Source organism: Streptomyces sp. NPDC055506, from assembly GCF_053643595.1.
This window is the reverse complement of record NZ_JBSHKH010000005.1, coordinates 34,867-51,660: the sequence shown is the minus strand read 5'-3', so window position 1 is coordinate 51,660 and position 16,794 is coordinate 34,867. Positions and strand designations below refer to the sequence as shown.

Annotated in this window: 20 protein-coding genes; 9 read left to right on the top strand and 11 right to left on the bottom strand. The window is 71.6% G+C overall.

Translation table 11 applies throughout. The annotated features are described in order from the left end of the window. The first annotated feature begins 85 nt into the window (after positions 1 to 85). The 4 genes from ACWIF2_RS03450 (at position 86) to lnt (ending at position 3,439) form a co-directional block, all read left to right on the top strand. The gene (locus ACWIF2_RS03450; RefSeq protein WP_454358343.1) at positions 86 to 961 is read left to right on the top strand and encodes an undecaprenyl-diphosphate phosphatase; all 876 of its coding nucleotides are present in this window, start codon (positions 86 to 88) and stop codon (positions 959 to 961) included. Between the two features lie 97 nt (positions 962 to 1,058). After that, positions 1,059 to 1,238, top strand: coding sequence for a hypothetical protein (locus ACWIF2_RS03445; protein WP_184599516.1), 180 nt, complete (start codon positions 1,059 to 1,061; stop codon positions 1,236 to 1,238). Positions 1,239 to 1,324: 86 nt separating this feature from the next. Beyond that, on the top strand, positions 1,325 to 1,795 hold the full coding sequence (locus tag ACWIF2_RS03440) for a nuclear transport factor 2 family protein (RefSeq protein WP_454358342.1): 471 nt from the start codon (positions 1,325 to 1,327) through the stop codon (positions 1,793 to 1,795). 69 nt (positions 1,796 to 1,864) lie between these two features. Then, positions 1,865 to 3,439, top strand: a complete 1,575-nt coding sequence (lnt, locus tag ACWIF2_RS03435) for an apolipoprotein N-acyltransferase (RefSeq protein ID WP_454358341.1) — start codon at positions 1,865 to 1,867, stop codon at positions 3,437 to 3,439. On the opposite strand, the gene ACWIF2_RS03430 is transcribed toward lnt, so the two are convergent. Next, positions 3,363 to 4,268, bottom strand: coding sequence for a Gfo/Idh/MocA family protein (locus ACWIF2_RS03430; RefSeq protein ID WP_454358340.1), 906 nt, complete (start codon positions 4,266 to 4,268; stop codon positions 3,363 to 3,365). The genes lnt and ACWIF2_RS03430 overlap by 77 nt on opposite strands. A gap of 146 nt (positions 4,269 to 4,414) precedes the next feature. On the opposite strand from ACWIF2_RS03430, the gene ACWIF2_RS03425 reads away from it, so the two are divergent. Together ACWIF2_RS03425 and ACWIF2_RS03420 are read left to right on the top strand one after the other, a co-directional pair. Then, positions 4,415 to 4,927, top strand: a complete 513-nt coding sequence (locus ACWIF2_RS03425) for a DinB family protein (protein ID WP_454358339.1) — start codon at positions 4,415 to 4,417, stop codon at positions 4,925 to 4,927. A 112-nt stretch (positions 4,928 to 5,039) separates the two neighbouring features. Then, the gene (locus tag ACWIF2_RS03420; protein ID WP_454358338.1) at positions 5,040 to 5,552 is read left to right on the top strand and encodes a hypothetical protein; all 513 of its coding nucleotides are present in this window, start codon (positions 5,040 to 5,042) and stop codon (positions 5,550 to 5,552) included. 8 nt (positions 5,553 to 5,560) lie between these two features. On the opposite strand, the gene ACWIF2_RS03415 is transcribed toward ACWIF2_RS03420, so the two are convergent. The 7 genes from ACWIF2_RS03415 to ACWIF2_RS03385 all read right to left on the bottom strand — a co-directional run bounded on the left by ACWIF2_RS03415 (position 5,561) and on the right by ACWIF2_RS03385 (position 11,547). Beyond that, positions 5,561 to 6,061 (bottom strand): hypothetical protein, encoded by a 501-nt coding sequence (locus tag ACWIF2_RS03415; protein WP_454358337.1) that lies wholly within the window; start codon positions 6,059 to 6,061, stop codon positions 5,561 to 5,563. A 129-nt stretch (positions 6,062 to 6,190) separates the two neighbouring features. Continuing rightward, complete coding sequence (locus ACWIF2_RS03410) at positions 6,191 to 6,874, bottom strand: uracil-DNA glycosylase (RefSeq protein WP_454358336.1); 684 nt, start codon at positions 6,872 to 6,874, stop codon at positions 6,191 to 6,193. Positions 6,875 to 6,968: 94 nt separating this feature from the next. Beyond that, entirely contained in the window at positions 6,969 to 8,555 is a 1,587-nt protein-coding gene (locus tag ACWIF2_RS03405; RefSeq protein ID WP_454358335.1) for an ABC transporter substrate-binding protein, read from the bottom strand. A gap of 190 nt (positions 8,556 to 8,745) precedes the next feature. Further along, positions 8,746 to 9,504, bottom strand: a complete 759-nt coding sequence (locus ACWIF2_RS03400; protein ID WP_454358334.1) for an SDR family oxidoreductase — start codon at positions 9,502 to 9,504, stop codon at positions 8,746 to 8,748. A gap of 12 nt (positions 9,505 to 9,516) precedes the next feature. Beyond that, a complete protein-coding gene (gene fabG / locus ACWIF2_RS03395) occupies positions 9,517 to 10,278 on the bottom strand; it encodes a 3-oxoacyl-ACP reductase FabG (protein ID WP_382500130.1) in 762 nt (253 codons plus the stop codon). A 103-nt stretch (positions 10,279 to 10,381) separates the two neighbouring features. Beyond that, entirely contained in the window at positions 10,382 to 10,795 is a 414-nt protein-coding gene (locus ACWIF2_RS03390; RefSeq protein WP_454358333.1) for a DUF3037 domain-containing protein, read from the bottom strand. Beyond that, a complete protein-coding gene (locus ACWIF2_RS03385; protein ID WP_454358332.1) occupies positions 10,792 to 11,547 on the bottom strand; it encodes a HipA family kinase in 756 nt (251 codons plus the stop codon). The genes ACWIF2_RS03390 and ACWIF2_RS03385 overlap by 4 nt, the downstream gene beginning before the upstream one ends. A gap of 196 nt (positions 11,548 to 11,743) precedes the next feature. Between ACWIF2_RS03385 and ACWIF2_RS03380 the strand changes: the two genes are divergently transcribed. Next, a complete protein-coding gene (locus tag ACWIF2_RS03380) occupies positions 11,744 to 12,232 on the top strand; it encodes a Rieske (2Fe-2S) protein (protein ID WP_454358331.1) in 489 nt (162 codons plus the stop codon). Here ACWIF2_RS03380 and ACWIF2_RS03375 read toward each other — a convergent pair. After that, positions 12,219 to 12,869 carry a cysteine hydrolase family protein gene (locus ACWIF2_RS03375; protein ID WP_454358330.1) on the bottom strand — a complete coding sequence of 217 codons (651 nt, stop codon included), beginning with the start codon at positions 12,867 to 12,869 and terminating at the stop codon, positions 12,219 to 12,221. The genes ACWIF2_RS03380 and ACWIF2_RS03375 overlap by 14 nt on opposite strands. 137 nt (positions 12,870 to 13,006) lie before the next feature. On the opposite strand from ACWIF2_RS03375, the gene ACWIF2_RS03370 reads away from it, so the two are divergent. Next, entirely contained in the window at positions 13,007 to 13,477 is a 471-nt protein-coding gene (locus tag ACWIF2_RS03370; RefSeq protein ID WP_454358329.1) for a pyridoxamine 5'-phosphate oxidase family protein, read from the top strand. Positions 13,478 to 13,503: 26 nt separating this feature from the next. Here ACWIF2_RS03370 and ACWIF2_RS03365 read toward each other — a convergent pair whose 3' ends face one another. Then, entirely contained in the window at positions 13,504 to 14,406 is a 903-nt protein-coding gene (locus ACWIF2_RS03365; protein WP_454358328.1) for a LysR family transcriptional regulator, read from the bottom strand. Positions 14,407 to 14,481: 75 nt separating this feature from the next. Between ACWIF2_RS03365 and ACWIF2_RS03360 the strand changes: the two genes are divergently transcribed. After that, a complete protein-coding gene (locus ACWIF2_RS03360; RefSeq protein WP_454358327.1) occupies positions 14,482 to 15,441 on the top strand; it encodes a DMT family transporter in 960 nt (319 codons plus the stop codon). Here ACWIF2_RS03360 and ACWIF2_RS03355 read toward each other — a convergent pair. Beyond that, on the bottom strand, positions 15,432 to 16,787 hold the full coding sequence (locus ACWIF2_RS03355; protein WP_454358326.1) for an aminotransferase class I/II-fold pyridoxal phosphate-dependent enzyme: 1,356 nt from the start codon (positions 16,785 to 16,787) through the stop codon (positions 15,432 to 15,434). The genes ACWIF2_RS03360 and ACWIF2_RS03355 overlap by 10 nt on opposite strands. Between the last annotated feature and the right edge of the window lie 7 nt (positions 16,788 to 16,794).

The following is a 16,794-nucleotide window of genomic DNA, read 5'->3' as shown; positions in this document are numbered from 1 at the left end:
GCACACCTGATCCCACGGTCATCTCATATGGCGGCCCGGTGTGCCCGTCGTCCGTCCCACACCGGCACTTGGACTCCGCTACCTCATGTCTTGGTTCGAATCACTCATCCTCGGACTCGTCCAGGGGCTGACCGAGTTCCTCCCCGTCTCCTCCAGCGCGCATCTGCGGCTGACAGCGGCCTTCTCGGGCTGGAAGGACCCGGGTGCGGCCTTCACGGCGATCACCCAGATCGGCACCGAGGCCGCCGTGCTGATCTACTTCCGCAAGGACATCGGGCGGATCCTGTCCGCGTGGACGCGCTCGCTGACCGACAAGGCGCTGCGCAGTGACCCCGACGCCCGGATGGGCTGGCTCGTCATCGTCGGCTCGATCCCGATCGGCGTGCTCGGCGTGACGCTGAAGGACCAGATCGAGGGACCGTTCCGCGACCTGCGGCTCACGGCGACGATGCTGATCGGCATGGGCATCGTCCTGGGCGTCGCCGACCGCCTCGCGGCCCGGGACGAGAAGAGCGGCCGCCACCGCGCGCCCAAGCAGCGCAAGGCCCTGGAGGACCTGGGCGTCCGGGACGGACTGATCTACGGCGCCTGCCAGGCCATGGCCCTGATCCCGGGTGTCTCCCGCTCCGGCGCCACCATCAGCGGCGGCCTGTTCATGGGCTACACACGCGAGGCCGCGGCCCGCTACTCCTTCCTGCTGGCCATCCCGGCGGTGCTCGCCTCCGGCCTGTTCGAGCTCAAGGACGCGACGGAGGGCGGCCATGTCTCGTGGGGTCCGACGATCTTCGCGACGATCATCGCCTTCGCGGTCGGTTACGCGGTGATCGCGTGGTTCATGAAGTTCATCACCACCAAGAGCTTCATGCCGTTCGTCTACTACCGCATCGCGCTCGGCATCCTCATCATCGTCCTGGTGTCGATGGGTGAGCTGAGCCCGCACGCGGCCGAGTCGGCGGGCTGACCCCGCGGCCTGTGAGCCGCGTCTCGTGACCAACCGCATAGGGATCCCGTAGCCGTCCGGTAGCGGGCTGTCAGTGGGTGCCCCTAGGCTTGCCCGCATGTCCCCCGATTTCTCGACCCCTGGTTCCGTGCGGTCCGCCGCCGAGGTCAACGAGGAGATCCGTGCGCTCTGGCGGCGCACGGGCGGCAAGCTGTCCGCCGAGGAGCGCGCGGAGTACGAGTTCCTCGTCGTCGAGTGGGCGGCCGCGATCCGCGGCGAGGTCGTCGAAGCGGCCTGACGGCCCCCACCTCCGCCTCTCCTCCTCAACCACCCCTTTGCGTCACACCCCTTGGCTCCGCACCCTCCATGCCCAACACTGAGCCGATGACGCAGCGCGTGGAGCTCGCTACCGTGAGAGACCGGCTGGCCGTCGACGGGCTGATCACCGACTACGCGGTGGCGGTCGACGACGGCGACTGGGAGGCGTACCGGGGCCTGTTCGCCCCGCAGGGGCGGGCGGACTACCGCTCGGCCGGCGGCATCGAAGGGGAGGCCACGACGGTTGCCGCCTGGCTCGCCGAGAGCATGCGGCTGTTCACCATGCGGCAGCACCTGATCGTCAACCGGCGGGTGCGCTTCGGCATCTGGGAACAGGACACCGGCGACACGGCCCAGGTCCAGGCCGACTACGTCAACCCCATGGCCACCGCGGGCCCCGCACCCGACTTCGTGTGCGGCGGCCGGTACGCCTTCGCCCTGCTGCGCACGGACGACGGCTGGCGGCTGAGCGCGGTGGTGGTCCAGGAGAAGTGGCGGCGCCTTCCCGAGCGGCAGAAGGCACCTGTGATCAACTGACCCGGCGTCCTCTGTCCTAGATCGTCCGCAGGGCGCACACTGGAGGCACCCGCGGGGTAGGAGGCGCCTATGAAGACGCTGGGCCACTGGCTCGCCTCCCCGTGGCGGCGCTCGGCCGCCGCCGTGATCGCGGGCGCCCTTCCCGTGCTCGCCTACCCCGCCCCGTCCCTGTGGTGGTGCGCCTGGGTCGCGCTGGTCCCCTGGCTCCTGCTGCTGCGCACCGCACCGACCGGGAAGCGCGCGGCGTACGACGGCTGGTGGGGCGGCTTCGGCTTCATGCTGGCGATGCACCACTGGCTGCTGCCCTTCCTGCACGTCTTCACATTCGTCCTCGCCGCGCTGCTCGGCGCCCTGTGGGCCCTGTGGGGTTGGCTGGCGCACCGGCTGCTGGCAGGCGCGCCCTCGCGGCGGCGGATCGCGGCCGCCCTCCTCGTCCTGCCGTCCGGCTGGCTGGCCGTCGAGCTGATCCGCTCCTGGCAGGGCCTCGGCGGCCCCTGGGGCATGCTCGGCTCCAGCCAGTGGCAGGTGGAACCGGCACTGCGGCTCGCCTCGGTCGGCGGCGTGTGGCTGCTGAGCTTCCTGATCGTCGCCGTCAACGTCGCCGTCGCCGTCCTGGTGGCGATCCGCCGGGCCCGTGTGCCCGCCGTGGCCGGTCTCGTCGCCACGGCCGCCGCCACCTCGGCGGCCTGGGCCTTCTCGCCCCGCCCGGACGTCGACGGCGAGGTCAGGGTCGCCGTGGTCCAGCCGGGCGTCATCGACGGCGGCAAGAGCGCGGACCGCCGCTTCGACCGGGAGGAACAGCTCACCCGCCGGCTCGCCGGGCAGGACGTCGACCTGATCGTCTGGGGCGAGAGCAGCGTCGGCTTCGACCTCGGGGACCGGCCCGATCTCGCCCAGCGGCTCGCGGCACTGTCCCGCGCTACGGACGCCGGCATCCTGGTCAACGTGGACGCCCGGCGCTCCGACAAGCCCGGCATCTACAAGAGCTCGATCCTGGTCGGCCCGGACGGCCTTACCGGCGAGCGCTACGACAAGATGCGGCTCGTGCCGTTCGGCGAGTACATCCCGGCCCGCTCCCTGCTCGGCTGGGCCACCTCCGTCGGCAAGGCGGCGGGCGAGGACCGCAGGCGCGGCTCCCAGCCGGTCGTGATGAACGTGGGCAACGGACTGCGCGTCGGCCCGATGGTGTGCTTCGAGACCGCCTTCCCCGACATGACCCGCCACCTCACCCGGGAAGGCGCGGATGTGCTGGTCGGCCAGTCGTCCACGTCCACCTTCCAGCAGAGCTGGGCGCCCGAGCAGCACGCATCGCTGGCCGCGCTGCGTGCCGCCGAGACCGGCCGTCCCATGGTCCACGCGACGCTGACCGGTGTCTCGGCCGTCTACGGCCCGAGCGGACAGCGGATCGGACCGTGGCTCGGGACGGACGCGTCCGCCGCGCAGGTCTACGAGGTCCCCCTCGCCCACGGCACGACGCCGTACGTCCGCCACGGGGACTGGACGGTGCACGCGGCACTGCTGATCCTCGCCGCCTGGGCCGCCGGCGAGGGCGTACGGACCCTGCGGCTCAGGCGGTCCGCTCCTGAACCGCGCGTACGACCCGCTCGCACAGTTCATGGGTCTCCAGCGCGTCCCGGGCGCTGAGCACCTTCCCCGCACGGACCGCGTCCAGGAACGCCAGCACCGCCTGCTCGATCCCGCGCTGCCGGGCCACCGGCACCCAGTCCCCGCGCCGCCTGACGGTCGGCTGCCCCTTGTGGTCGACCACCTCGGCGAGGTTGATCACCTGTCGCTTGGTGTCCTGTCCGGACACCTCGAGGATCTCCTCGGCCGAACCGCTGAGCCGGTTCATCACACCCAGCGCGGTGAAGCCGTCCCCGGCGAGCTGGAGCACCAGGTGGTGCAGCAGACCGTCCCGGACGCGGGCGCGCACGGTCACGTCGTCGACCGCGCCGGGCGCCAGGAACCGCAGGGTGTCGACGACGTGGATGAAGTCGTCGAGGATCATCATGCGCGGCTCCTCCGGCAGCCCGATGCGGTTCTTCTGCATCAGGATCAGCTCGCGCGGATGGTCGGCGCACTGCGCGTAGCCGGGGGCGTAGCGCCGGTTGAACCCGACGGCGAGGCTCACGTCCCGCTCCTCGGCGAGCGCCACCAGCCGTGCGGAGTCGTCGAGTTCGTAGGCCAGCGGCTTGTCGACGTACGTCGGCACGCCCGCCTCCAGCAGCCGCGTCACGATCTCCGGGTGCACGAGCGTCGGCGCGTGCACGAAGGCGGCGTCGAGGCCCCGGTCCAGGAGGGAGTCGAGGGTGGTGTGCCGCCGCTCGCGCGGGACATGGAGGCCGTCGGCGACGCGGTCGAGCGTGGCGGGCGTACGGGTCTGCAGATGCAGTTCGATCCCGGGCTGGAAGGCGAGAACCGGGAGGTAGGCCTTCTGCGCGATGTCGCCGAGTCCGATGCAGCCGACCTTCACGGGGTACTCCTCCAACGGTTGCCTGCCGGGGTCTGCTCGGAAGCATACGGCCGCTGCGGGGCCACCACTCGGCGAAGCCTCATGAGGTCGAGCCGGGCCGCTGAAAACCCCTGGGCAGTCCGGGCGAGTTGGGAAAGGATGCGGGCATGACCATCGAGCGCACCGAACCCGCCACCGACGCCGCCGAACGCGCCATGCTGGAAGGCTGGCTGGACTACCACCGGCAGACCCTCGCCATGAAGTGCGAGGGCCTGAGCGACGAGCAGCTCAGGACCGCCTCCGTAGAGCCCTCCGTACTGTCCCTGATGGGGCTGGTGCGGCACATGGCGGATGTGGAGCGGGGCTGGTTCCGCAAGGTACTGACGAACGAGGACGCGCCGCCGATCTACTACAGCGACGAGAACCGGGACGGCGAGTTCCACCTGACCGAGGCGGACACCTATCAGGAGGCGTATGCCACCTGGCAGGCCCAGATCGAGACCGCCCGGCGCAACGCCGCCCGCTTCGCCCTGGACGACATCTCCGAGGGCAAGCACCACCGCACCGGCGAGCGGTTCAACCTGCGGTGGCTCTACACCCACATGATCGAGGAGTACGCGCGGCACAACGGCCACGCCGACCTGATCCGCGAGCGCCTCGACGGCTCGACCGGCGACTGACGTCACCCAGGACCCACCGGCGACCTCCGTACGGGGCGGGACATCACCCGTGCGGGGCATCCTCCGCCTTTCCGCTGTCCCACCAGGGGCCGGACGCACCAGAGTTGCGCGGGTGCATCGAACGACGACCACAGCGACGCTCCTGGTGACCGTGGCGGTCTCGGCCCTCTCCGGCTGTGTGACGGTCCAGGATCCCCCCGTTCCCGGACCGCCGGCGGCGCCGTCCCGGCCGCCGGCGCCCCGGCCGGAGGAGCAGGTCGTGCAGGCACCGGCCCGGGAGGCCCTGGAACTCATCGAGGGGTCCCGCCGCCCGCAGCCCACCGCGTCCGTGTCCCGACCGGCCACGCCCCCGGCGGCCTCGCCGCAGCGGGAACGGCAACCGTCCTCCGGCACCGGCCCGGGCGACGCTCGCCCCCGCCCCGCCCGCCCGGAACACCGGGCACCGGCCCCGCGCGGCCCGCAGCGGCCACCCGCGGGCCTTCCGGACGTCCCGGAGTCGGTACGGCAGGACGTCCACCAGAGCGTCCCGAAGAACGCGGATGTGTGCGCGCTCGGCAGGCGCTACGGCGGGTGGCGGCGGGACAGCCCCGAGGCGACGATCTGCCGCGACACGTACCGGCGTTGACCGACCCCTCAGGGCCGTTGCCGCGGCGGTGCCCACGTCCCGCCGCCGCCTTCTCCCAGCCGGGACTCCAGCCGTTCGATGGCGGCCCGTACGCCCTCGCCGTACCTGTCGTCGGCGAGGGCGACGGCGGATCCCCTGGCCCGTCGCAGATGGAGGCGGGCCGCGTCGCGCTGGCCGAGCTTGAGGTAGTCGTCGGCCAGATTCAGGTGGAGAGAGGGATAGAACGCGCGCACCGCCCCGCCCGAGGGGAGCCCGTCCTCGGAGATCTCCTCCGCCGCGGTCAACGCGCGCAGGTCCCAGGCCAGTTCGTCCCCGGGGTCGTCCTGGGTGTCGGCCAGGTAGTGCGCCAGGGTGCAGCGGTGCAGGGGGTCCCCGTGCTCCCCGATCTCCGCCCACAGGTCCAGGAACCGGTGCCGGGCCTCCTCCCGGTCCCCCGCGTGGTGCAGCATGACGACCTGCCCGATCCGCGTCAGCACGGTGTCCGGCGCCGTCTGCTCCCGTCGCTCCATCGCCACGCCCTCCGCGCACTCGCCGGCTGATCTTCCGACGCTAACCGGAGAGGGAGGCGATCCGGCTCAGGCCGGTCCGTACGCACGGGGCCTTCCGGGACGAAGACCCCGCCGTGCGCCGCTCCGTCCTCAGCCCAGGTTCGGAATCGTCCAGTCGATCGGCTCGTGCCCCTGCGCCGCCACCGCCGCGTCGATCCGCGTGAACGGACGCGAGCCGAAGAACTTCTTCGCCGACAGCGGCGACGGATGCGCGCCCTTGACCACCACATGCCGCGACTCGTCGATCAGCGGGAGCTTCTTCTGCGCGTAGTTCCCCCACAGCACGAACACCGCCGGGTCGGGCCGCCCGGCGACCGCGCGGATCACGGCGTCGGTGAACCTCTCCCAGCCCCGGCCCTTGTGCGAGTTGGCCTCGCCGCCCCGGACCGTGAGCACCGCGTTGAGCAGCAGGACGCCCTGCTCGGCCCACGGCATCAGATAGCCGTTGTCCGGGATCGGCGCGCCCAGCTCCTCGTGCATCTCCTTGTAGATGTTCCGCAGGGACGGCGGAGTCCGCACACCGGGCCGGACCGAGAAGCACAGCCCGTGCCCCTGGCCCTCGCCGTGGTACGGGTCCTGGCCGAGGACCAGGACCTTCACCTTCTCGTACGGCGTCGCGTCCAGCGCGGCGAAGACCTCCTCGCGCGGCGGATACACCGGACCCTTCGCCCGCTCCTCCTCGACGAACTCCGTCAGCTCCTTGAAATAGGGCTGCTGCAGCTCGTCGCCCAGAACCCCGCGCCAGGACTCGGGCAGCATGGCGGTGTCGGTCACGTCAACGTCCTCACGATGTGCGGTCACTTCCAGGCCTCAGAACCTACAGGCGACCACTGACAACGTGCCCGGGAAAGCCCGCTGCCCGACCCGGCTACCAGGCGGTCTTGCGGTGCAGCTCCCACAACATCATGATCGTCGACGGGTCCAGGGCGCGCTCAGCGCCCGAGACGTCCCGGCTGGCGGCCACGTACTGCCTGCCCTGCCACAGCGGCAGCAGCCGCGCGTCGTCCACCAGGATCCGCTGGGCCTCCTCGAACTCCTTCTCCACGTTCGCGCGGTCGCTCTCGCGGCGCGACCGGGGCAGCAGGTCGCCGGTGATCTCGGGGGCCGGGTAGGGCGTACCGAGGGCGTTCTGCTCGCCGACGAACGGCGCGATGAAGTTCTCGGCGTCCGGGAAGTCGGGGAACCAGCCACGCCCGAACACCGGGTACTCGCCCTTCTGGTAGCCCTCGACGTAGGTCTTCCAGGGGCGGCTCTTCAGGGTGATCGTGAAGAGGCCGGAGTCCTCGAGCTGGCGCTTGAGCTCCTTGAACTCCTCGGCGGTCTCGGAGCCGTAGCGGTCGCTCGTGTACCAGAAGGTGAGCGGGACCCGCTGGTTGATGCCGGCGCCGTTGAGGATCTCGCGGGCCTTGTCGACGTCGGGGTCGCCGTAGTCGTCGAAGAAGCCCGTGGCGTGGCCGGTGAGGCCCTTGGGGACCATGGAGTACAGCGGGTCGACGGTGTCCTTGTAGACCTTGTGGGTGATCGCCGCCCGGTCGACGACCTGCGCGATGGCCTGGCGCACGGGCTTGCGCTTCGCCCAGGAGTCCTTCGGGTTGAACACCAGGTAGTTGATGTCCGTGCCGGTGCCCTCGACGAGCTGGATCTCCTCCTCGTTGGAGGACTTGCTCTGGAGGTCGACGACGTCGCCGGCGGCCAGACCGCGGTAGGTCACGTCGATCTGCTCGCCTCGCAGGGCCTTGACCATGGCGCCGGAGTCCTGGAAGTAGCGGATGGTCACCGCGTCGTTCCGGCGCTCCGCGTAGCCCTTGTAGCCGTCGTTGCGGACGAGGACGGCTTCCTTGCCGTCGCTGTACGAGTCGAGTGTGTAGGGCCCGGAGCCGACGGCGTCGCTGCCCTTGCGCAGGGAGTTCTCCGGGTAGGCCTCCGGGGAGACGATCGACATGGCGGGGGTGGCGAGCACGAACGGGAACGTGGCGTCGGGCTTGTTCAGGTGGAAGACCACCTCACGCTCGTTCGGCGCCTGGACCCGCTCCAGGCTGCCCAGCAGACCGGCGGGGCCGCCGTTGACGTTGATCTTGCGGATCCGGTCGAACGAGTACTTGACCGCCTGGGCGTTCAGCACGTCGCCGTTGGAGAACTTCAGGCCCTCGCGCAGTTCGCAGCGGTAGACCTGGTTCGAGGAGTCGCTGAAGCCGCACTGCTCGGCGGCGTCCGGCTGGGGCTCGCTCGCGCCCGTCGGATAGCTCAGCAGCGTCTGGTAGACGTTGCGGAACAGCTCCCAGGAGCTGTCCCACGACGCCGCGGGATCGAGCGTGCTGGGCGAACTGGTGGTGCCCACGACGATCGGCCCCTCGTCCTCCGGGGTGTCGGACGACAACACGCCACACCCGGCGAGAAGGGACGATATGGACGCGACGGCCGCCACCTGCCGCAGGCGTCGGTTCCGGTTGAACACGCGCACGCTCCTCGATCTGCCATACCAAGGGTCGGCAGACCATACCGCAGTGCCCGGCCCGCCGGCCCTCCCCGGTGCATGACTCCTTGATCGATAAACCTTTGACGACGTTGTCATCGCCCTTTGCGAGGGTTTTACGTCGGCACGGGCGCCACTCGCGTCCACGGGCGCCCGTGCCGAACCGCGTACGTCAGCCCGTGCCGGCGTTGAGGAAGATGCCGCCGTCCACGACGAGCGTCTGGCCGGTGACCCAGTCGGACTGGCCGGAGGTGAGGAACGCGGCCGCGCCGCCGATGTCGGAGGGCACGCCGAGCCGGCCGAGCGGGTAGGCAGCGGCGGCCTCCTCCTCCCGGCCCTCGTACAGGGCCTTCGCGAACTTGGTCTTCACCACGGCCGGGGCGATCGCGTTGACCCGCACCTTGGGCGCGTACTCGTGCGCGAGCTGCACCGTCAGGTTGATCATCGCCGCCTTGCTGATGCCGTAGGCACCGATGAACGGCGAGGGCGAGAGGCCGGCGACCGAGGCGATGTTGACGATGGCGCCGCCGTTGTCCTTCTGCCAGGCGTGCCAGGTCTTCTGGGCGAAGCCGAGCGCGGAGACCACATTGGTCTCGAAGACCTTGCGCGCGACGTCCAGGTCGAGGTCGGCGATCGGCCCGAACACCGGGTTGGTGCCGGCGTTGTTGACCAGGAAGTCGACGCGGCCGAAGGCCTCCATCGTGCGCGCGACGGTGGCGGCCTGGTGGGCCTCGTCGTGCGCCTTGCCCGCGACGTAGATCGCGCGGTCGGCGCCGAGCTGCTCGACGGCCTCCTTGAGGGAGTCCTCGTTGCGGCCGGTGAGGCACACGCGGTCGCCGCGCGCGACGAGCGCCTCGGCGACGCCGTAGCCGATGCCGCGGCTGCCGCCCGTGACGAGGGCGACCTTGCCGGAGAGTTCCACGGAAGTCATGTCAGTCGTCCTCTAGTCGAGCGGTCCGCCGGCCACGTACAGCACCTGGCCGGAGACGAATCCGGCCGCCTCGCCCGTGAAGAAGGCGATGGCGTTGGCGATGTCGTCCGGCTCGCCGACCCGGGCGACCGGGATCTGGGTGGCGGCGGCGGCCTTGAAGTCCTCGAAGCCCATGCCGACACGGTCGGCGGTGGCCTTGGTCATCTCGGTGGCGATGAAGCCGGGGGCGACGGCGTTGGCGGTCACGCCGAACTTGCCGAGTTCCTTGGCGAGGGTCTTGGTGAAGCCCTGCAGACCCGCCTTGGCCGCGGAGTAGTTCACCTGGCCGCGGTTGCCGAGCGCGGAGGACGAGGACAGGTTGACGATCCTGCCGAAGCCCGCGTCCACCATGTGCTTCTGACAGGCCTTGGACATCAGGAAGGCGCCGCGCAGGTGCACGTTCATGACGGTGTCCCAGTCGGAGACGCTCATCTTGAACAGCAGGTTGTCGCGCAGCACGCCCGCGTTGTTGACCAGGATCGTCGGCGCGCCGAGCTCCGCGGCGACGCGGGCGATCGCGGCCTCGACCTGGGCCTCGTCGGAGACGTCGGCGCCGACCGCGATGGCCTTGCCGCCCGCCGCGGTGATCTTCTCGACGGTGTCCTTGCAGGCGGCCTCGTCGAGGTCGATCACGGCGACCGCGCGGCCCTCTGCGGCCAGTCGTACGGCGGTGGCGGCACCGATACCGCGCGCGGCACCGGTGACTACCGCGACCCGCTGCTCAGTGGTGGACATGGCTGCTTCTCCTCAGGTGAGCGACCGCTTAGTACCTTCAGTGGGTGTGACGCTAGAAGCCCTGGCACGCGGTGTCAACGGCCAGGCGGGGGCATGTGATCCATTACCTGACCAGCAAGTCCAGCAAACGCTCCGTCTCCGCCGCCGGATCCGTGGTGAGCCCCGTGTGCACGGGGCCGGGCCGGACGATCGTCGAGCGGGGGGCGATGAGCCAGCGGAAACGGCGGCCCGGGTCGTCGGTCGCGGCCTGGCCGGCCGCGGGGCCGCCGGCGCAGATGCCCTCCACGGCGCGCAGCGCGGCCCGGACGCCTGCCACGTCCGCCCGGGGGTCGAGTGCCAGCAGCCGTGCCTCGTCGAGGTGGGTGCGCGCGCCGACGTAGGACTCGGCACGGCAGTAGACGAGGACTCCCGCGTTGATGCACTCGCCGCGCTCGACGCGCGGGACGACGCGCAGCACGGCGTACTCGTAGATCTGGCGGTCCCGCGTCCCGCCCCTGATGATGTGCCGGTCGCTCACTGCGCCCCCTGGATGCGGTCGTGGATGACGGCGGCCCGCGCGAGCAGCGGCCGCGCGTAGGCCTGCCTCAGGTCGTCCGGCGTGTCGAAGCCGGGCTCGCCGGCCAGCCAGGTGTCCGGGATCCGCGCGGTGACCTCGGCGAGCAGGTCCTCGGTGACCAGGGGGGCCAACTCGGCCGCGGCGGCGGCGACATCGGGCGTGAAGGGCGCCAGGGCGTGGTCGGAGGCGTCGTAGGGGCGGGCCGCCGAGGCCTGCGCGCCGGGCCAGTTGTGGTGCCAGATCATGGTCGCGCCGTGGTCGACGAGCCATACCTCGCCCCGCCACATCAGCAGGTTGGGGTTGCGCCAGGACCGGTCGACGTTGTTGACCAGCGCGTCGAACCAGACGATCCGCCCGGCCTCCTCGGGGCTCACCCGGAACGCGAGCGGGTCGAAGCCGAGTGCGCCGGAGAGGAAGTCCATGCCGAGGTTGGTGCCGCCGCTGGACCTGAGCAGGTTCTGCACCTCCTGGTCGGGCTCGCCCAGCCCCAGCTCCGGATCGAGCTCGACCGTGACCAGGCGCGGCACCCGCAGCCCCAGCCGGCGGGCGAGCTCCCCGCAGACCACCTCGGCGACGAGCGTCTTGCGGCCCTGTCCCGCGCCGCTGAACTTCAGGACGTACATCCCGTGGTCGTCGGCCTCGACGAGTCCCGGCAGCGAACCGCCCTCGCGCAGCGGCGCGATGAAACGGGTCGCGATCACTTCCTTGAGCATCGCCCCAGGTTACTGACGCGGACGGCGGTACGGACGACGGCCTCGCGGCGGCCGGCCGGAACCCGACAGCGAACCGACAGCTCCGCTTTACCCACGTCCTTCCGCGAACGAGTCAGGATCTCGGCATTGTCTGAACAGCCGGTCCTCAAGGGCCGTACCTCTCCGCAGATCACGAATCCCCGGAAGGAACGTCAGCATGACCAGCGAATCAGTTCAGCCGATGTCCGGACCGAGCCGCCGTGCCGTCGTGGCGGCGGCCGGCGCTGCGGGGCTCACCGTCGCGCTGACGGCGTGCGGATCCGACGACAAGGCGGACGGCTCGTCCACCGGACAGGGCGCCGGCGGGGGCGGCGCGACGAACGAAGGCGGCGGCTCGTCCCCCGAGGCGGGAGCCGGTGGCGCGGCACTCGCGAAGACCGCCGACATCCCCGAGGGAAGCGGCAAGATCTTCAAGGACGAGAAGGTCGTGGTCTCCCAGCCGGCCGCGGGCGACTACAAGGCCTTCTCGACGATCTGTACCCACCAGAACTGTCCGATGGTGGATCTCAAGGACGACATCATCTCCTGCACCTGCCACGGCAGTCAGTTCTCCGTCCTCGACGGCAGTGTGAAGAAGGGACCCGCCGTCAAGCCGCTGGAGGCGAAGCAGGTGACCGTGAACGGCGACTCCATCACGCTCGCCTGACCCCACGCGCACGCTCCAGACACGCCAGCACCTCGTCCGTGGTCGCGACCGTGGCGACCAACGCGAGGGTGTGGCGGATCATCGCGGGGGTGTAGTCGGACGGCACTCCCGCGATGGCGTCCGTCGGGACCACGGCGGTGTAGCCGCGGTTCACGGCGTCGAACACGGCGTTGGGCACGGCCACGTTGGCCGATACGCCGGTGACGATCAGGGTGCGGCAGCCGAGGTTGCGCAGCAGCGGGTCGACATCGGTGCCCTGGAGGGGCGACAGCCCGTGCAGGCGTCGTACGACGAGGTCCTCGTCGGCGACCTCGATCGGGGCGGCGACCCGCACCGCCGGTGTGCCGGACAGCTGCTGGACGGGCAGGCGTGCGGCGGCCCGGAAGAGGCGGGCGTTGCGGTTGGCGCCGCGGCCGTCGGGGCGGCGCTCGGCGACGGCGTGGACGACCTGGACGCCGCCTTCGTGGGCGGCGGCCACCAGGCGGGCGACATTGGCGAGCACACCACCGGAGCGGGCCTCGGCGGCGAGTTCGGGCAGTGCGCTGTCCGTTCCGACGACGCCCTCCTGGCATTCGACGGTGAGCAGCACGGTGGTCCGCGGATCGAGGAGTTCGCTGAGCTGTTCGTACGAGGGCACGGTTCCCCCTGGGCGCCGGCGGCGGGTCGGGCGAGCGTAGCCACCGTTGCTAACGGACGGAAGAGCACTCATTCTTTTCTGACGTGATGTCAGAGGATCTCCTCTGACACGACGTGAGAAGAAGAAAGAGGGGGAGCATGACCGTCACGCAGCAGCGCAGGGGCCGGAAGATCATGATGACGCCCGGCGAGCTGGACGATTTCCTCACCACGCAGCGCACCTGCCGGGTCGCCACGATCTCGGCCGACGGCGCTCCGCACGTGAGCACGCTGTGGTTCGCCTGGGACGGCACCTCGATGTGGCTGTACTCGGTCGTACGCAGCAAGCGGTGGACCGACCTGAGCCGCGACCCCCGGGTGGCGATCGTGGTGGACACCGGCGAGGAGTACGACGAACTGCGCGGCGCCGAGCTGTCGGGCGCCGTCGAGTTCGTGGGCGAGATCCCGCGCACCGGGGAGCTGCGCGCCGAACTCGACGTCCCGGAGACGCTGTTCGCCCGGAAGAACTTCCGCCTTGAGGAGATGCCGCACGACGGCCGGCACGCCTGGATACGCCTGACACCGCAGAAGATCGTCTCCTGGGACTTCCGCAAGCTCGGGCCTGCCTGAGGAGCGCGGTAACCCGCGCGGAGCGCTCAGGCGACGCTCTCCCCCGCTGCCCGCAGGGCCTTGACCGCGGCCCTGATCGACGGGCGGCGGTCGGCGTCCGCACGCCAGACGACGTACACATGCCGCCGGACCCGCTGCCTGACCGGGACGGTCACGACCCCGTCGGGCACCGGGTGGCGGCCGAGCAGCGGGGCGATGCACACCCCGAGGCCCGCGGCGACCAGCCCGAGCTGGGTATGGGTCTCGGCGGCGCGATGGCCGACGATCGGCTCGATGCCCTTCGAGCGGAGTGTGAACATCAGCCACTCGTGGCAGAACTCGCCCTCGCCCCAGGTGATCCACTCGTCTTCGGCGAACTCGGCGAGGTCCACCTCGTCCCGCCCCGCGAGCCGGTGGTCCACCGGCATGGCGACATCGGCGGGGTCGTCCAGGATCGGCGCCTTGACCAGGCCGGCGGGCAGCGCCATCGGCTTGTTGTACCAGTCGAGCACCACGGCGAGGTCGAGGTCCCCGCGGACGACTCCGGCGATGCCGCGCTCCGGTTCCAGCTCACAGGAGCGCAGCCGGAGCGCGGGATGCCGCTCGCGCAGCGCGGACAGGGCCTGGGGGAACAGGCCGCGGGCGGCCGTCGGGAACGCCGACAGCCTGAGCTCGCCGACGACCTCCCCGCGCTGCGCCTCCAGGTCGGACCGGGCGAGTTCCACCTGGGACAGGATGCGCGCGGCGTGCTCGGCGAGCAGCCGGCCCGCGTCGGTGAGCCGCACGCCCCGGCCGTTCTTGGCGAGGAGTTGCCGGCCGACCTCCCGCTCCAGCTTGGACATCTGCTGGGAGACGGCCGAGGTCGTGATGTGCAGGCCCGCGGCCGCGCCGCTGACCGAGCCGTGCCGCGCGAGGGCGTCGAGGGTGCGCAGGCGCTCCAGGTTCAACATATAAGCGATGCTACGCAATATCGCGTGCGAAATCTCGATTGTGCTACGAGGTTCCGCTCCAGCATCGTGGCTGCCATGACCACCGTCACCACCACACCCGGCCGGCTCACCACGGCCTCGCCCGCCCGGCCGCGGCGCCGTCTCGACTGGCGTCTCCGCTTCGCCGCGCTGTCCTTGATCTGGGGCTTCAGCTTCCTGCTCATCAAGGTCGGCACCCAGGGCTACGCGCCGTTCCAGGTCACCCTCGGCCGGCTGGTGTTCGGTACGGCGGTGCTAGCCGCCGCGATGGCGGTGCGCCGCGAGCGGCTGCCGCGCGGGGCACGCACCTGGGGGCATCTGACGGTCGCCGCGTTCCTGCTCAACGCCCTGCCGTTCTCGCTGTTCGCGTACGCCGAGCTGACCATCCCGTCCACTCTGGCGGGCATCTGCAACGCGACCTCGCCCCTGTGGGGCATGGCGCTGTCCCTGGTCGCCCTCTCGGAGGACCGCCCGACCCGGGTGCGGGTCGCGGGCCTCGGGCTCGGCTTCCTGGGGGTGCTCACGGTGCTGGGCGCCTGGCAGGGCTTCCACGGCCTGGACGCCACCGGCACGGCACTGGCCCTGCTGGCCTCCCTCAGCTACCCGATCGGCTGGATCTACATCCGCCGCACCCTGGCCGGCACGAGCCACTCGCACCTGTCGATGACCGGTGCGCAGCTGCTGCTCGCGACGGTCCAACTGGCCGTCGTCACCCCGCTGTTCACCACCCTGCCCAGCGCTCTGCCCATCGTGCCGCTGCTGGCGATCGCCGCCCTCGGCGCACTGGGCACGGGCCTCGCCGTGCTCCTCCAGTACGGCCTGGTCGCCGAGGTCGGCCCGACGACGGCCCAGATGGTCACCTACTTCATCCCGGTCATCGCCACGGCCGCGGGCGTGGCACTCCTCGGCGAGTCGCTCACCTGGTCGACACCGGTCGGCGCGGTGATCGTCCTGACGGGCGCGGCCCTCACGCAGGTCAGGCCGAAGCCCCGGACGCGGCCGGGGCCTCAGACGTAACCGCGCGCCGGGGCGGGGCCGAGCGCCGAGGCGATCGCGTCGGCCAGCATCTCGATCTCGCCCCCGCCCTCGCCGCCGTTCCCGTCCTCGGCGAGCGTCGAGACGGTGACCCGGATGCCGGGCGGTGCGCTCATCCGGAAGCGGGCGCCCGGGGCGACCGCCCAGCCGGCGTGCTGCAGCCGGGCGACGGCTCCGGTCTCGTCCGGGACGGGGACCCACACATTCATTCCGCTGCGCCCGTGTGCCGCGACCCCACGCCGGCCGAGCGCTTCGATCAGTGCGCCCCGGCGCCGTCCGTACGACGCCGCCACCGCGCGCGCGTCCACTGCCCCGTCGGCCCACAGCCGCACCAGGGCCCGCTGCGTCAGCCGGCTCACCCAGCCCGGCCCGAGGCGCTGCCGGCCACGGACCCGGTCGACGGTGACCGTGTCGCCGGTGAGCAGGGCGAGGCGCAGGTCGGGGCCGTAGGCCTTGGCGGCCGAGCGCACGAAGGCCCAGTGCCGGGTGACGCCGGCCAGGGGGTGGAGGGGGAGGTCGACGATGCCGTGGCCGTGGTCGTCCTCGATCAGCAGGGTCTCCCGGTACTCCCCGAGCACGGACCGCAGGGCACGCGCGCGTGCGGCACTCACCGCGGCGCCGGTCGGGTTCTGCGCCCGGTCCGTGACGATCAGGGCCCGGGCCCCGGCCTCCAGCGCCCGGCGCACGTCCTCGGCGTACGGTCCGTCGTCGTCGACGCCGACGGGGACGGTCCGGAGTCCGAGCGCCGGCACCAGGTCGAGGGTGCGACCCCAGCCGGGGTCCTCGACGGCGACGGTGTCGCCGGGCTTGAGGTGGGCCGCCAGCACGCGTTCGACGCCGTCGAGTGCGCCGGAGACCACCGCGAGCGGCCCGTCCGGCACCCCGTCGGCGTCGAGGCCGGCCCGCGCGATCCGGGCCAGCTCCGGCTCCACGGGGACCTCTCCGTAGAGCACGGGCGCTCGGTCGGCCTCGGCGGCCGCCGCCGCGAACGCGGTCGCGAGCGGCGGGAGCAACGCCGGGTCCGGATTGCCGGCCGCCACATCACGCACGCCTTCGGGGACGTCCACCCTGATCTGGTCCCGCCCGGTCGTCGCCGGCGCCGGCCGTACCCGGCTGCCGCGCCGGCCCGCGGTCTCGATGACCCCGCGCTCGCGCAGGGTCCGGTACGCGGCCGCGACCGTATTGGGATTCACCCCCAATCGCTCAGCCAACTCCCTCATGGGCGGCAGCAGTTGACCCGGCCGCAGCTCACCGGCCCCCACCGCCCGCTCGACGCTCGCGGAAATGTCCGCTGCGCGGCGCCCGCTGATCGGATACTCTCCTAGCACAAAGCTG

Bases quoted from the DNA above. Each gene is read 5' to 3' on its own strand.
- ACWIF2_RS03450 (WP_454358343.1), top strand. From the start codon at position 86: ATGTCTTGGTTCGAATCACTCATCCTCGGACTCGTCCAGGGGCTGACC.
- ACWIF2_RS03445 (WP_184599516.1), top strand. From the start codon at position 1,059: ATGTCCCCCGATTTCTCGACCCCTGGTTCCGTGCGGTCCGCCGCCGAG.
- ACWIF2_RS03440 (WP_454358342.1), top strand. From the start codon at position 1,325: ATGACGCAGCGCGTGGAGCTCGCTACCGTGAGAGACCGGCTGGCCGTC.
- lnt (WP_454358341.1), top strand. From the start codon at position 1,865: ATGAAGACGCTGGGCCACTGGCTCGCCTCCCCGTGGCGGCGCTCGGCC.
- ACWIF2_RS03425 (WP_454358339.1), top strand. From the start codon at position 4,415: ATGACCATCGAGCGCACCGAACCCGCCACCGACGCCGCCGAACGCGCC.
- ACWIF2_RS03415 (WP_454358337.1), bottom strand. From the start codon at position 6,061: ATGGAGCGACGGGAGCAGACGGCGCCGGACACCGTGCTGACGCGGATC.
- ACWIF2_RS03400 (WP_454358334.1), bottom strand. From the start codon at position 9,504: ATGACTTCCGTGGAACTCTCCGGCAAGGTCGCCCTCGTCACGGGCGGC.
- fabG (WP_382500130.1), bottom strand. From the start codon at position 10,278: ATGTCCACCACTGAGCAGCGGGTCGCGGTAGTCACCGGTGCCGCGCGC.
- ACWIF2_RS03385 (WP_454358332.1), bottom strand. From the start codon at position 11,547: ATGCTCAAGGAAGTGATCGCGACCCGTTTCATCGCGCCGCTGCGCGAG.
- ACWIF2_RS03380 (WP_454358331.1), top strand. From the start codon at position 11,744: ATGACCAGCGAATCAGTTCAGCCGATGTCCGGACCGAGCCGCCGTGCC.
- ACWIF2_RS03370 (WP_454358329.1), top strand. From the start codon at position 13,007: ATGACCGTCACGCAGCAGCGCAGGGGCCGGAAGATCATGATGACGCCC.
- ACWIF2_RS03365 (WP_454358328.1), bottom strand. From the start codon at position 14,406: ATGTTGAACCTGGAGCGCCTGCGCACCCTCGACGCCCTCGCGCGGCAC.
- ACWIF2_RS03360 (WP_454358327.1), top strand. From the start codon at position 14,482: ATGACCACCGTCACCACCACACCCGGCCGGCTCACCACGGCCTCGCCC.